Below are 13,290 nucleotides of genomic sequence, written 5' to 3' on the forward strand. Positions count from 1 at the left end.
CACGGCCGATTTTTCCGCAAATGCCGTCTGAAAGCCCTTCAGACGGCATTTTTTTGCGTTTTTCGGAGGGGGGGGCAAATGAAACGCCGACAAATTCGGGAGGGGGGGAAAAACGCCGTCAAACCGATGCCGTCATTCCCGCGCAGGCGGGAATCTAGATTTGTCCGCACATCGAACCGTAGCAACTGTATTTTTCACCCCGTCGGGCAAAAATACCAAAACTCAAATCAACACGGAAACTTATGCGCCGTCATTCCCACACAGGCGGGAATCTAGGATGCAGGGTTAAGGAAACCTACATCCCGTCATTCCCACGAAAGTGGGAATCTAGGACTCAGGATTGAAGAAACCGTTTTCCCGATAAGTTTCCGCACCGACAGGTCTGGATTTCCGCCTGCGCGGGAATGACGGTTCAGTTGCGTAGAACCGGATTGTGAAAAGGGGCGGATTCGGGGTATTCGGTGAAAACGGTGGAAATGTGGGATTGATGGAATCGGTGGGCTGAAGCCTACCCTACAAGAGCGTTCAGACGGCATTTTTTGCGTTTTTCGGGAGGGGGGCAGCAAATGAAACGCCATCAAACCGATGCCGTCTGAAAATGGCGGGATACGGCGGAGGTGTTGGAATCGGCGGAATCGGTGGGCTGAAACCTACCCTACGCAACATCCTGCGGCGTACTCAAATCAACACGGAAACTTATGCGCCGTCATTCCCGCGCAGGCGGGAATCTAGAATGCAGGGTTAAGGAAACCTACATCCCGTCATTCCCACGAAAGTGGGAATCTAGGACTCAGGACTGGAGAAACCTTCAGTTTTACCCGATAAGTTTCCGCACCGACGGGTCTGGATTCCCGCCTGCGCGGGAATGACGGTTCGGGTATTCCTAACAGTTTGGGTATTCCTGACGGTTCGGGTACTTCCGACAAGGTGGATTTTCAAGGTGTTGTATAGGGTGTAGGAGGATTCGTAAAAGGTGGGTTGTAGGGTAGGCTTCAGCCCGCCGCATCAAAAATTTTTGGCAAACTGTCGGGAAGTCGGCGGCTTCGGTTTTCGGCGGAATCGGTGGAAATGGAGAATTTACGGGATGGGTAATATTGGCGGAATCGTTAGGGTCGGTGGAAAACGGTGGAATCGGTGGGCTGAAGCCCACCCTACAAGAGCTTTCAGACGGCATTTTTTGCGTTTTTCGGGATGGGGGCGGCAAATGAAACGCGTCATTCCCGCGCAGGCGGGAATCTAGGACGTAAAATCTCAAGAAACCGTTATACCCGATAAGTTTCTGCACCGACAGGTCTGGATTCCCGCCTGCGCGGGAATGACGGTTCGGGTATTCCTGACGATTCGGATATTCCTGACGATTCGGATATTCCTGACGATTCGGGTATTCCTGACGGTTCGGGTATTCCTGACGGTTCGGGTATTTCTGATGGTTAGGGTATTTCTGACGGTTCGGGTATTCCTGACGGTTCGGGTATTTCTGATGGTTAGGGTATTTCTGACGGTTCGGGTATTTCTGACGGTTAGGGTATTCCCATAGTTTCGCAGGGCGGACGTGGGGAAATGCGTAACGGGCATAGGGGGCGCTGGGTGGGCGGTTTTACGCCACGGATTTCCGGTTTCGCGCGAACATACAGGCCCGCCGGGCGCGTTTGCGCTTGAAATCGGGTATGTTTCGTCTTAAAATATGCTGCTTTCAGGGTATAGGCACTTGCCCGAAAAGCACGTTACGCGTCTATCTTGCGCGGCGTGTTTTTTTTTGACCGGATTTTTCCGACCGGATGACCCTGCCGAAGTCCCTTCAGAGGGCATTGTCAAGAATTTTATTAAAAACAGGATTCCCATTATGAGCACCCCCGCCCTCCTCGTCCTCGCTGACGGCAGTGTATTTCACGGCACATCAATCGGTTATGAAGGTTCGACTTCCGGTGAAGTCGTGTTCAATACTTCGATGACCGGCTATCAGGAAATCCTGACCGACCCGTCCTACTGCAAACAAATCGTTACCCTCACCTACCCACACATCGGCAATACCGGCACCAACGCCGAAGATGAAGAAAGCCGCAACGTTTACGCCGCCGGCTTGATTATCCGCGACCTGCCGCTCTTGCACAGCAACTTCCGCGCCTCCGAAAGCCTGCACGACTATTTGGTACGCAACAAAACCGTCGCCATCGCCGACATCGACACCCGCCGCCTGACCACGCTGTTGCGCGAAAAAGGCGCGCAAGGCGGCGCGATTCTGACCGGCGCGGATGCCACAATCGAAAAAGCGCAAGAACTCATCGCCGCGTTCGGCAGTATGGTCGGCAAAGATTTGGCAAAAGAAGTTTCCTGCACGGAAACTTACGAATGGACGGAAGGCGAATGGGAATTGGGCAAAGGTTTCGTTACCCCTGACGAACAGCCTTACCACGTCGTCGCCTACGATTTCGGCGTGAAAACCAACATCCTGCGTATGCTCGCCTCGCGCGGCTGCCGCCTGACCGTCGTCCCCGCACAAACGAGCGCGGAAGACGTGTTGGCACTCAATCCCGACGGCGTGTTCCTGTCCAACGGCCCCGGCGACCCCGAGCCTTGCACCTACGCCATCGAAGCCGTGCAAAAACTGATGGAAAGCGGCAAACCGATTTTCGGCATCTGCTTGGGACACCAGCTCATCAGCCTCGCCATCGGCGCGAAAACCCTGAAAATGCGCTTCAGCCACCACGGAGCGAACCACCCTGTGCAAGATTTGGACAGCGGCAAAGTCGTCATCACCAGCCAAAACCACGGTTTCGCCGTCGATGCCGACACCCTGCCCGCCAACGCGCGTATTACCCACAAATCCTTGTTTGACAACACCTTGCAAGGTATCGAACTGACAGACAAACCCGTGTTCTGTTTCCAAGGACACCCTGAAGCCAGCCCGGGCCCGCAAGATGTCAGCTATCTGTTCGACAAATTCATTGGCAATATGAAGGCGGCAAAACAATAAGCCGGCCGTTCGGACGGCATCCGGAAAGTATGCCGTCCGAACCCGCAAACAGATTCCGATACAAGGCATACGGACGGTATCCCGACACCGCTTGCCGCCCCAAAATCAGAAAGGACTATTTTGACTGAAAAACAAATGCGCATCCTTTCCGCCGCCGCCACCCTGACCGCCGTGGGTATGTACGTTTCCTACATCCCGCAAATCCAAAACAACCTCGCAGGCAACCACGGCTCGCCGCTGCAACCCTTCGTTGCCGCCATCAACTGCACATTATGGACTGCCTACGGCTTTTTGAAAGAAAAACGCGACTACCCCGTCATACTGGCAAACATCCCCGGCATCATTTTGGGCCTGATTACGTTTATTACCAGTTTTTAAGGAAGTTTTCAAACGGCCTGTGCAACATAAAAATGCAAAAGGTCGTCTGAAAAAGAGTCACCAAAATATCAACGGCAGGAATTTTTCAGGTAGCTTTTTATCGAAAGGCGGATGGAACAAACGCCGCGAGTGTTTTTTCAGACGGCCTTTGAATCCATCGGTAGGGTGTGCCGCAAGGCACGCACGCGGTGGGTTGGGGTTGCAGGGAAAATGGGGAACGCGTGCGTGCGTATCGCACACGCCCTACATGCAGGCTGCGACTTGCTACCGTTTGTTTATTTATTATGAACACACTTATTTAACTTCTTGAGGTAAATAAAAATGACATTTCCTGATAAACTTTTTGATTTGATATTTTTTCCAGATATGGATAAGCAAATTAATGAGCTAGCAAATCTTGCTGAACCTGAAAAATGGGACTATCAAATAGTATCAGAAACAAGGAATAAGCCCATTTTACATAATTACTTAAAGTATACTTATACTAAGCTAGCACAAGAAAATAAGATTGAAATCTCCCAAGATGGACAATATCTAACTTTTAATACAGGCTTAGTTACTATTAACCAAGAACCAATTTTCATATTTTGCACCACAAATAGAAACCCCAAAGGTTCTCCTTGGTATTGTAATGGATGGCGCAGAAAGGGAGAGCATGATATGACAAACTTTGCTCAGCTTCCAGAAATGACTCATTACTTTGACGACCCATCAGTCCTCGTGTTTGATTATAAAAAAGAGTTATTAGCGAATATAGAACATATAATTAATGATAATAAAGATAGATTTCCAGAACCTTATAAAAGTATGCCTGACCATACTTTAAATATCTTACTAAAAGGGGCTATTGATAGTGCAAAAGAACGAGTTAAGCGTAATTATAAAACTGCAATTCCTCATTATTATAACAACCGTATTCAGTTACTTTTGCCTTTGTGTTTTGCAAAACCAAATAAAGCAGACTTGGCAATCGTTGTAGAAAACATGGGTACAGTTTACCGTGCTGCAACTTGTCTAACATTAGATATGGCGTATAACAATGCTCGTCAATTAGTACGTCCTGACACCGATTGGCTTATCCCTTAAAAACTTTAACTTTAAGACTGTTCATAAAACTGGAAAACACCATGCCTAAACGTACCGACCTAAAATCCATCCTTATCATCGGCGCCGGCCCTATCGTTATCGGTCAGGCCTGCGAATTTGACTATTCGGGCGCACAGGCCTGCAAGGCTTTGCGTGAAGAAGGCTATAAAGTCATTTTGGTGAATTCCAACCCCGCCACGATCATGACCGACCCTGAAATGGCGGATGTTACCTACATCGAGCCGATTATGTGGCAGACGGTGGAGAAGATTATCGCCAAGGAGCGGCCCGATGCGATTCTGCCGACGATGGGCGGCCAGACCGCGCTGAACTGTGCGCTGGATTTGGCGCGCAACGGCGTGCTGGCGAAATACAATGTCGAATTAATCGGCGCGACCGAAGACGCGATCGATAAGGCGGAAGACCGCGGACGCTTTAAAGAAGCAATGGAAAAAATCGGTTTGTCCTGCCCGAAATCCTTTGTCTGCCACACGATGAACGAAGCTTTGGCGGCGCAGGAACAGGTCGGCTTTCCGACGCTGATTCGTCCGTCTTTCACGATGGGCGGTTCGGGCGGCGGCATTGCCTACAATAAAGACGAGTTTTTGGCGATTTGCGAACGCGGTTTCGATGCGTCGCCCACGCATGAGCTGCTGATTGAGCAGTCCGTCCTCGGCTGGAAAGAGTACGAGATGGAGGTTGTACGCGATAAGAACGACAACTGCATCATCATTTGCTCAATTGAAAACTTCGACCCGATGGGCGTACATACGGGCGACTCGATTACGGTTGCGCCGGCGCAAACGCTGACGGACAAGGAATACCAAATCATGCGCAACGCAAGCTTGGCGGTATTGCGCGAAATCGGCGTGGACACGGGCGGCTCGAACGTTCAGTTTGCGGTGAACCCTGAAAACGGCGAGATGATTGTGATTGAGATGAACCCGCGCGTGAGCCGTTCGTCCGCGCTGGCTTCCAAAGCAACGGGCTTCCCGATTGCGAAAGTGGCGGCGAAGCTGGCGGTCGGCTTTACGCTGGACGAGTTGCGAAACGACATCACCGGCGGCCGCACGCCCGCGTCGTTCGAACCTTCCATCGACTATGTGGTAACCAAAATCCCGCGTTTCGCGTTTGAAAAATTCCCTGCCGCAGACGACCGCCTGACCACGCAGATGAAATCGGTGGGCGAAGTGATGGCGATGGGTCGCACCATTCAGGAAAGCTTCCAAAAAGCCCTGCGCGGCTTGGAAACAGGCTTGTGCGGCTTCAATCCGCGCAGCGAAGACAAAGCCGAAATCCGCCGCGAACTGGCCAACCCAGGCCCTGAGCGTATGCTGTTTGTGGCAGACGCATTCCGCGCGGGCTTCACGTTGGAAGAAATCCACGAAATCTGCGCCATCGACCCTTGGTTCTTGGCGCAAATCGAAGACTTGATGAAAGAAGAGCAGCAGGTCAGTGCAGGCTGCCTGCAAGATTTGGATTTCGCCGCCCTACGCCGTCTGAAACGCAAAGGCTTCTCTGACAAACGTTTGGCACAATTGTTGAACGTAAGCGAAAAAGAAGTCCGCGAACACCGCTACGCGCTGAACCTGCATCCGGTTTACAAACGCGTCGACACCTGTGCCGCCGAGTTTGCCACCGAAACCGCCTACCTCTATTCCACTTACGAAGAGGAATGCGAAGCACGTCCTTCCGACCGTAAAAAAGTGATGATTCTCGGCGGCGGCCCGAACCGCATCGGTCAGGGCATCGAGTTTGACTACTGCTGCGTTCACGCCGCGCTCGCCCTGCGCGAATCGGGCTTTGAAACCATCATGGTGAACTGCAACCCCGAAACCGTATCTACCGACTTCGACACCAGCGACCGCCTGTATTTCGAGCCGCTGACGCTGGAAGACGTGTTGGAAATCGTCCGCACCGAAAACCCATGGGGCGTGATTGTGCATTACGGCGGTCAAACCCCGCTCAAACTCGCCAACGCGCTGGTTAAAAACGGCGTGAACATCATCGGCACATCCGCCGACAGTATCGATGCCGCCGAAGACCGCGAACGCTTCCAAAAAGTGTTGAACGACTTAGGTCTGCGCCAACCGCCCAACCGCATCGCCCACAACGAAGAAGAAGCGCTCGTCAAAGCCGAAGAAATCGGTTATCCGCTGGTCGTGCGCCCGTCTTATGTTTTGGGCGGACGCGCGATGCAGATTGTCCACTCCGCCGAGCAGTTGCAAAAATACATGCGCGAAGCCGTGCAGGTTTCCGAAGACAGCCCAGTGCTACTCGACTTCTTCTTGAACAACGCGATTGAAGTGGATGTGGACTGCGTTTCAGACGGCAAAGACGTCGTTATCGGCGGCATTATGCAGCACGTCGAGCAGGCAGGCATCCACTCCGGCGACTCCGGCTGCTCGCTGCCGCCCTACTCGCTCAGCGAAGAAATCCAAGACGAAATCCGCCGCCAAACCAAAGCCATGGCCTACGCGCTGGGCGTGGTCGGACTGATGAACGTGCAGTTTGCCGTACAAGACGGCGTGGTGTTTGTATTGGAAGTGAACCCGCGCGCCAGCCGTACAGTTCCCTTCGTCTCCAAAGCCACCGGCGTGCCGCTCGCCAAAGTCGGCGCGCGCTGCATGGCAGGCATTTCCCTGAAAGAACAAGGCGTGGAAAAAGAAGTTGTCCCCGATTTCTATGCCGTCAAAGAAGCCGTGTTCCCCTTCATCAAATTCCCAGGTGTGGACACCATTCTCGGCCCTGAAATGCGTTCTACCGGCGAAGTCATGGGCGTGGGCGCAAGCTTCGGCGAAGCCTACTACAAAGCCCAACTCGGCGCGGGCGAACGCCTCAACCCGACCGGCAAAATCTTCCTCTCCGTGCGCGAAGAAGACAAAGAACGCGTTATCAAAACCGCTAAAAACTTCCAGGTTTTAGGCTACGGCATCTGCGCCACACGCGGCACGGCGCAATACCTGACCGAACAGGGGCTGATTGTACAAACCATCAATAAAGTCCCCGAAGGCCGCCCGCACATCGGCGACGCGCTGAAAAACGGTGAAATCGCACTGGTCGTGAATACCGTTTCCAGCGATCCGCAATCCGTGTCCGACAGCCACATCATCCGCCAAAGCGCATTGCAGCAACGTGTGCCGCAATACACCACCACTGCCGGCGGCGAAGCGATGAGCGAAGGCGCGAAAAGCCGAGACCATCTGGGCGTGTACAGCGTCCAAGAGCTGCACGGGCGTTTGAAAAACCGCAGCTGATACCTGAATCAGGTTGGAAATGCCGTCTGAAACCTTTACGGTGTCAGACGGCATTTTGTTGCACATAGCCTTCACTTTCTTTTTACCTTAAAGAACAACTATTTCTTTAGCTCTGTATTTTAATTTTGTGTCATCACCATATTTTTATTATTATTTATAAAATCTACTTCTATGAGATTTCCTATTTCACTATTAAAGCAATTGATTACAGATTCGTCGTTTTCTCTCCAATCAATCCAAATTAAATCATTACTTTCCCAAAGGTCATCAATGTTATCTGGATATAATAAAAATTTTCTTATATTTTCATATTTATTATTCATAAAATCTTATCCTCAAAATGCAAATATCTGAAAGTAACTATTTTTTATCTATCAAACATTACGTCAATCGTATTTTAGTTTTTGATCTTTTTTATCATATCTAAATAAAATTTCTTGCCACCATCATTATTAGCTAAATCATGCTTTGTTTGTAAAAAAGAAATTACTTCTTTTTTGTATTCTTCAGGGACACTTTGAATATTTTGATTAATAATATGAACCAAATTTTGATGTGCAATTTTTTTTGGTATCATTTTTTGCATACTCATAAAGTATTTCCATTTATCAGGGTAATATTCAAAATTTTTTAAGCGCGGTAAATAGTTAGAAACATAACCTGCAAGTCCTTTTTTATAAGCCTTTGATAAAATAAAATTATAAATTTCAGTGGTTTCTTCAAGTTGGTATCTTAGTATCATATTCCCCAAAATAGATATGATATTCAATAGTATTTTTTCATTATCTGAATAATTAAGTGCTATCTGTAAAAGTTCCTCAGCAAATTTGTCATCTTTGAAATACGGAGAATAGTATAATGACATTTCATCTCTAGGTGTTTTTTCAAATAACTTTAGAATATTAACTACTTCTGTTTCTGTTTTCATTTTCCAGTTTTTAATCTCTACTTGAAGCAATCGAATATCATTTATTTTATTCTTTATCTTGAATGGAATATTTTCACTCATGATTCCCTCTTTTGTACAAATTCAAATTTATTCAAATGTTGTAAATACGCATTTTTATTAAATTTAATATTGCTATTTTTATAAATCCAATGCAGCTTCATCTAAAAGAAAGTCCTCTACACCAATATATAAAGTACCATCATCATATCTTGGCACTAAGCACCCCGATTTGTGGCGGTGTGTTATCCAACCGCTGGACATCCATAAAAATACTGCCCGAACCACGGTTCAGACGGCATCTGTCTTGCAACGGACAGCGGCGGTTTAAAGCCCGCCTCCTTCATTCCGCCCCAAAATCATCGCATCGCCGTAGCTGAAGAAACGGTATTCACGTTCAACCGCATGACGATACACGGCGCGGATATGACCCATACCCGAAAACGCGCTGACCAACATCAGCAGCGTTGATTTCGGCAAATGAAAATTGGTAACCAGCCTGTCGACAACATTAAAACGGTAGCCCGGTGTGATGAAAATATCGGTGTCGCCCTGCCCCGCTTTCAGACGACCCGTCGCACGCGCGGCAGACTCGAGGGCGCGCATGGAAGTCGTGCCGACCGCCCACACCTTATTGCCGCGCGCTTTGGCGGCTTCAACGGCGGCGACGGTTTCAGACGGCACTTCAAACCATTCGCTGTGCATTTTGTGTTCTTCGATTTTTTCCACACGCACGGGTTGGAATGTCCCCGCACCGACGTGCAAGGTTACTTCTGCGGTTTCTACGCCTTTGTCTTTCAGGCGGCGCAAAAGTTCTTCCGTAAAATGCAGACCCGCCGTCGGCGCGGCGACCGCCCCCTGATATTTGGCATAAACGGTTTGATAACGGCTGTCGTCATCCGCATCGGCAGCACGTTCAATATAAGGCGGCAGAGGCAAATGGCCGTTCTGTTCCAAAAGTTCGTAAATAGTTTGACCGCCTTCAAAACGCAGGCAGAACAGTTCGCCCTCACGCCCGACCATCACGGCACGGATGCCGCCTTCAAACACCAGCCCCATACCGGGCTTGGGCGATTTGGACGAACGGATATGCGCCAGTGCGGTATGACTGTCTAAAACACGCTCAATCAAAGCCTCGATTCTGCCCCCGCTGTCTTTCTGCCCAAACAGCCGCGCCTTCATGACTTTGGTGTTGTTGAACACCAAAACGTCGCCTGCCTCGACATAATCCGGCAAATCGCCGAATACTCGGTCTTGCAGCGGCATATCGGGCAACGCAACCAAAAGGCGGCTGCTGCCGCGTACTTCGGGCGGATGCTGGGCAATCAGGTGTTCGGGCAGGGTAAAATCAAAATCTGAAATATCCATTGTGACACTCTCATTCGGGCAAGCCGCCATTATACGCACTTATCTTTTTCAGACGGCATCTTTGTCCGAAAAACCAATAAATTAGAATAAACACTCTCAACAAAGCATACCTCGCATACGAAACCGACCCCTTGCATATTTCCGCCAAAAACTGCTGTTTTTTAATATTTTACTGGACATTTGCCGACAACTTCGGGAAAATAAACACATTATTACGGTTGTTTTCCGCCGTTGGAAAAACTTTTCCAAACCCTATTCCGCCCGGTTTGCGCCGTTGCCGCAAGCCGGCTGTTTTCTGAAAAACCAACGCAACAGCCCGCCGAAAAACCGGCAGCCGTTAAAGGAACAAAAATGGATTTGCGCAAATTAAAAAAACTGATCGATCTGGTTGAAGAATCCGGTATTGCCGAAATCGAAGTTACCGAAGGCGAAGAAAAAGTCCGCATTACCCGAACCATCGCAACAGCACCGGTTTATGCCGCACCCGCACCTGCCGCAGCCATGGCTGCCGCACCTGCACCGGCACCCGCCGCAACAACCCCCGCGCCTGCCGCAGCACCTGCAACCCGAGATTTGTCCAATGCGCAAAAATCACCTATGGTCGGTACGTTCTACCGCGCACCCGGCCCGAATGCCTCCGCATTTGTCGAAGTCGGACAACAAGTTAAAGCAGGCGACACCTTGTGCATCATCGAAGCGATGAAACTGATGAACGAAATTGAAGCCGAAAAATCCGGTACAGTCAAAGAAATCCTGGTCGAAAACGGTACCCCCGTCGAATTCGGCGAACCGCTCTTCATTATCGAATAATCCTGTTTTCAGACGGCATAGATTCCCGATGCCGTCTGAAATGCTTTCTCCTTCCAGCATTTTTGCACCCGCCTCTTTTATGTCGGGTCGCCTGAAACCACAGGAAAAGTCATCATGTTGAAAAAAGTTTTAATCGCCAACCGCGGCGAAATCGCATTGCGGGTGCTGCGGGCCTGCCGTGAAATGGGCATCGCCACCGTTGCCGTCCACTCCGAAGCCGACAAAGACAGCCTCCACGTCAAACTTGCCGATGAATCCGTGTGTATCGGTCCCGCCTCCTCGGCGCAAAGCTATCTGAATATCCCCGCCATTATCGCCGCCGCCGAGGTTACCGATGCAGATGCCATCCACCCCGGCTACGGCTTCCTTGCCGAAAACGCCAATTTCGCCGAACAGGTCGAACAATCGGGCTTCATCTTCATCGGCCCTAAAGCAGACACCATCCGCCTGATGGGCGACAAAGTATCCGCCAAACACGCCATGATCGAAGCGGGCGTGCCTTGTGTTCCCGGCTCTGACGGCGCATTGCCCGACGACGGCGAAGAAATCCTCAAAATCGCCGATAAAGTCGGTTATCCCGTCATTATCAAAGCCTCCGGCGGCGGCGGCGGCCGCGGTATGCGCGTCGTCGAGAAAAAAGAAGACCTCCTCCAGTCTGTCGAAATGACCAAGGCCGAAGCAGGCGCGGCATTCGGCAACCCGATGGTTTACATGGAACGCTATTTGCAACGTCCGCGCCACGTCGAAATCCAAGTGATTGCCGATGAACACGGCAACGCCATCTACCTTGCCGAGCGCGACTGTTCCATGCAGCGCCGCCACCAAAAAGTCATCGAGGAAGCACCGGCTCCGTTCATCACTGAAGAAGAACGCGCCAAAATCGGCAAAGCCTGCGCCGACGCCTGCAAACGCATCGGCTATCGCGGCGCAGGTACGTTTGAATTCCTGTACGAAGACGGCGAATTCTTCTTTATCGAGATGAACACACGCGTTCAGGTTGAGCATCCGGTTACCGAACTTATCACCGGCGTGGACATCGTCCAAGAGCAATTACGCATCGCATCCGGCCTGCCTTTGCAATACAAACAGGAAGACATTCAAGTCGAAGGCCATGCGTTTGAGTGCCGTATCAACGCCGAAGACCCGTACAACTTCATTCCAAGCCCGGGCCTGATTGAAAGCTGCCACCTGCCCGGCGGCTTCGGCGTCCGCGTCGACAGCCACATTTACCAAGGCTACCGCATCCCTCCTTACTACGACAGCCTGATCGGCAAAGTCTGCGTACACGGCAAAACGCGTGAACAGGCAATGGCGAAAATGCGCGTAGCCCTTGCCGAGCTGGCGATTACCGGCATCAAAACCAATACGCCGCTGCACCGCGACCTGTTCGCCGATGCAGGTTTCCAAGAAGGCGGCGTCAGCATCCACTATTTGGAACACTGGCTGGAAGATCGCAAAGCCAAACAGGACAAATAAACCGCCGCCGATATGCCGTCTGAAGTCGCCCGTCCGCGTTCAGACGGCATTTCCCTTGCCCCGCCGTCTGAAACCGATTTCGATATTTCCAAGAAAGCCCGTTATGCCCTACCAACAAATCACCGTCAACGTCAACGATGCCGTCGCCGAACGCCTCGCCGACGCGCTGATGGAACACGGCGCACTCTCCGCCGCCATCGAAGATGCCTACGCCGGCACCGAAAACGAACAAGCCATCTTTGGCGAACCCGGTATGCCGACCGAACAAATCTGGCAGCAAAGCAAAGTCATCGCCCTGTTCAGCGAACACGACGAAGCCTCTGCCATCATCCAAACCGCCGCACAAGAATGCGGATTAAAAGACTTGGCATACACCGGCGAAACCCTCGAAGACCAAGACTGGGTACGCCTGACCCAAGCGCAATTCGACCCCATCCAAATTTCCGAACGCCTGTGGATTACCCCCTCTTGGCACGAAGCCCCCGAAGGCACTGCCGTCAACCTCCGCCTCGATCCCGGACTAGCCTTCGGCACCGGCAGCCACCCGACCACGCGCCTCTGCCTCAAATGGTTGGATACACAACTCAAAAACGGCGAAAGCGTCCTCGACTACGGCTGCGGTTCAGGTATCCTGACCATCGCCGCCCTCAAACTCGGCGCAGGTTCTGCCGTCGGCGTCGATATTGACGAACAGGCCATCCGTGCCAGCAAGGACAACGCCGAACAGAACAACGTCGATGCACAATTCTTCCTGCCCGACGGCCTGCCTCAAGGGCAATTCGACGTAGTCGTCGCCAACATCCTCGCCAACCCTTTACGTATGCTCGGCGAAATGCTCGCCGCCCGCACCAAACAGGGCGGACGCATCGTGTTATCCGGTTTGTTGGACGAACAAATCGAAGAACTCGGCGGCATTTACAGCCAATGGTTCGATCTCGATCCTGCAGAAACCGAAGAAGGATGGGCGCGATTGAGCGGGACAAAACGCTGACAAG

The 13,290-nt window shown here is 51.2% G+C and carries 12 protein-coding genes; 9 read left to right on the forward strand and 3 right to left on the reverse strand.

Annotated features, from left to right (window positions below):
* Window positions 1-20: 20 nt before the first annotated feature.
* From Q9I99_RS08635 to carB, 5 genes are all read left to right on the forward strand, one after another.
* A complete protein-coding gene (locus Q9I99_RS08635) occupies window positions 21-158 on the forward strand; it encodes a hypothetical protein (protein ID WP_301666765.1) in 138 nt (45 codons plus the stop codon).
* 1,685 nt (window positions 159-1,843) lie between these two features.
* Window positions 1,844-2,974 carry a glutamine-hydrolyzing carbamoyl-phosphate synthase small subunit gene (carA, locus tag Q9I99_RS08640; RefSeq protein WP_301666764.1) on the forward strand — a complete coding sequence of 377 codons (1,131 nt, stop codon included), beginning with the start codon at window positions 1,844-1,846 and terminating at the stop codon, window positions 2,972-2,974.
* A 120-nt stretch (window positions 2,975-3,094) separates the two neighbouring features.
* Entirely contained in the window at window positions 3,095-3,352 is a 258-nt protein-coding gene (locus tag Q9I99_RS08645; RefSeq protein WP_301666763.1) for a SemiSWEET family transporter, read from the forward strand.
* Between the two features lie 321 nt (window positions 3,353-3,673).
* The gene (locus tag Q9I99_RS08650) at window positions 3,674-4,438 is read left to right on the forward strand and encodes a DUF3825 domain-containing protein (protein WP_196429010.1); all 765 of its coding nucleotides are present in this window, start codon (window positions 3,674-3,676) and stop codon (window positions 4,436-4,438) included.
* Between the two features lie 41 nt (window positions 4,439-4,479).
* Window positions 4,480-7,695, forward strand: coding sequence for a carbamoyl-phosphate synthase large subunit (gene carB, locus Q9I99_RS08655; RefSeq protein WP_301666762.1), 3,216 nt, complete (start codon window positions 4,480-4,482; stop codon window positions 7,693-7,695).
* A 119-nt stretch (window positions 7,696-7,814) separates the two neighbouring features.
* On the opposite strand, the gene Q9I99_RS08660 is transcribed toward carB, so the two are convergent.
* From Q9I99_RS08660 to queA, 3 genes are all read right to left on the reverse strand, one after another.
* Window positions 7,815-8,018 (reverse strand): hypothetical protein, encoded by a 204-nt coding sequence (locus Q9I99_RS08660; protein ID WP_301666761.1) that lies wholly within the window; start codon window positions 8,016-8,018, stop codon window positions 7,815-7,817.
* A gap of 74 nt (window positions 8,019-8,092) precedes the next feature.
* Window positions 8,093-8,704, reverse strand: a complete 612-nt coding sequence (locus Q9I99_RS08665) for a hypothetical protein (RefSeq protein WP_301666760.1) — start codon at window positions 8,702-8,704, stop codon at window positions 8,093-8,095.
* Window positions 8,705-8,968: 264 nt separating this feature from the next.
* Window positions 8,969-10,009, reverse strand: a complete 1,041-nt coding sequence (gene queA, locus Q9I99_RS08670) for a tRNA preQ1(34) S-adenosylmethionine ribosyltransferase-isomerase QueA (RefSeq protein WP_301666759.1) — start codon at window positions 10,007-10,009, stop codon at window positions 8,969-8,971.
* A gap of 115 nt (window positions 10,010-10,124) precedes the next feature.
* Between queA and Q9I99_RS08675 the strand changes: the two genes are divergently transcribed.
* The 4 genes from Q9I99_RS08675 (at window position 10,125) to prmA (ending at window position 13,286) form a co-directional block, all read left to right on the forward strand.
* Window positions 10,125-10,379, forward strand: a complete 255-nt coding sequence (locus tag Q9I99_RS08675) for an acetyl-CoA carboxylase (RefSeq protein WP_301666775.1) — start codon at window positions 10,125-10,127, stop codon at window positions 10,377-10,379.
* Window positions 10,361-10,819, forward strand: a complete 459-nt coding sequence (gene accB / locus Q9I99_RS08680) for an acetyl-CoA carboxylase biotin carboxyl carrier protein (protein WP_301666758.1) — start codon at window positions 10,361-10,363, stop codon at window positions 10,817-10,819. The genes Q9I99_RS08675 and accB overlap by 19 nt, the downstream gene beginning before the upstream one ends.
* Before the next feature lie 114 nt (window positions 10,820-10,933).
* Complete coding sequence (gene accC, locus Q9I99_RS08685) at window positions 10,934-12,295, forward strand: acetyl-CoA carboxylase biotin carboxylase subunit (protein WP_301666757.1); 1,362 nt, start codon at window positions 10,934-10,936, stop codon at window positions 12,293-12,295.
* 103 nt (window positions 12,296-12,398) lie between these two features.
* Window positions 12,399-13,286 (forward strand): 50S ribosomal protein L11 methyltransferase, encoded by an 888-nt coding sequence (prmA, locus tag Q9I99_RS08690; protein WP_301666756.1) that lies wholly within the window; start codon window positions 12,399-12,401, stop codon window positions 13,284-13,286.
* Window positions 13,287-13,290: the final 4 nt, after the last annotated feature.

The organism is Neisseria basseii, from assembly GCF_962707005.1.
Taxonomy (GTDB): domain Bacteria; phylum Pseudomonadota; class Gammaproteobacteria; order Burkholderiales; family Neisseriaceae; genus Neisseria; species Neisseria bergeri.

Excerpts from the sequence above, each read along its gene's own strand:
- accB (WP_301666758.1), top strand. The coding sequence starts at position 10,361 with ATGGATTTGCGCAAATTAAAAAAACTGATCGATCTGGTTGAAGAATCC.
- Q9I99_RS08635 (WP_301666765.1), top strand. The coding sequence starts at position 21 with ATGCCGTCTGAAAGCCCTTCAGACGGCATTTTTTTGCGTTTTTCGGAG.
- carB (WP_301666762.1), top strand. The coding sequence starts at position 4,480 with ATGCCTAAACGTACCGACCTAAAATCCATCCTTATCATCGGCGCCGGC.
- prmA (WP_301666756.1), top strand. The coding sequence starts at position 12,399 with ATGCCCTACCAACAAATCACCGTCAACGTCAACGATGCCGTCGCCGAA.
- accC (WP_301666757.1), top strand. The coding sequence starts at position 10,934 with ATGTTGAAAAAAGTTTTAATCGCCAACCGCGGCGAAATCGCATTGCGG.
- queA (WP_301666759.1), bottom strand. The coding sequence starts at position 10,009 with ATGGATATTTCAGATTTTGATTTTACCCTGCCCGAACACCTGATTGCC.
- Q9I99_RS08660 (WP_301666761.1), bottom strand. The coding sequence starts at position 8,018 with ATGAATAATAAATATGAAAATATAAGAAAATTTTTATTATATCCAGAT.
- Q9I99_RS08665 (WP_301666760.1), bottom strand. The coding sequence starts at position 8,704 with ATGAGTGAAAATATTCCATTCAAGATAAAGAATAAAATAAATGATATT.
- Q9I99_RS08650 (WP_196429010.1), top strand. The coding sequence starts at position 3,674 with ATGACATTTCCTGATAAACTTTTTGATTTGATATTTTTTCCAGATATG.
- carA (WP_301666764.1), top strand. The coding sequence starts at position 1,844 with ATGAGCACCCCCGCCCTCCTCGTCCTCGCTGACGGCAGTGTATTTCAC.